At 66.9% G+C, this 236-nt stretch carries 1 protein-coding gene; it reads left to right on the top strand.

Going from position 1 to position 236, the window contains the following annotated elements:
- Positions 1–236: hypothetical protein (locus tag SB765_RS33725; RefSeq protein WP_410933050.1), on the top strand; the 236-nt coding region annotated here is incomplete at both ends.

Below are 236 nucleotides of genomic sequence, written 5' to 3'. Positions count from 1 at the left end.
CGCGCTGGGTGTTCCCGATGTACCTGGCACTGGCCGCGCTGTTCGTGGTGCCGATTGCCCTGGCCGGGCAGATGTTGCTGCCGGGCACGGTGATTTCCGACTCGTTCGTCATCAGCCTGCCGCTGGCCGAGGCACACCCGAGCCTTGCCCTGTTGGCGTTCATTGGCGGCGCTTCGGCGGCCACCGGCATGGTCATCGTCGAAGCCGTGGCGCTGTCGACCATGGTGTCCAACGAC

The sequence above is a fragment of the Pseudomonas sp. SIMBA_067 genome (assembly GCF_046534675.1).
Taxonomy (GTDB): Bacteria; Pseudomonadota; Gammaproteobacteria; order Pseudomonadales; family Pseudomonadaceae; genus Aquipseudomonas; species Aquipseudomonas putida.
Note: the sequence above shows the minus strand (reverse complement) of the source record. Positions and strands in the feature narration are given on the sequence as shown.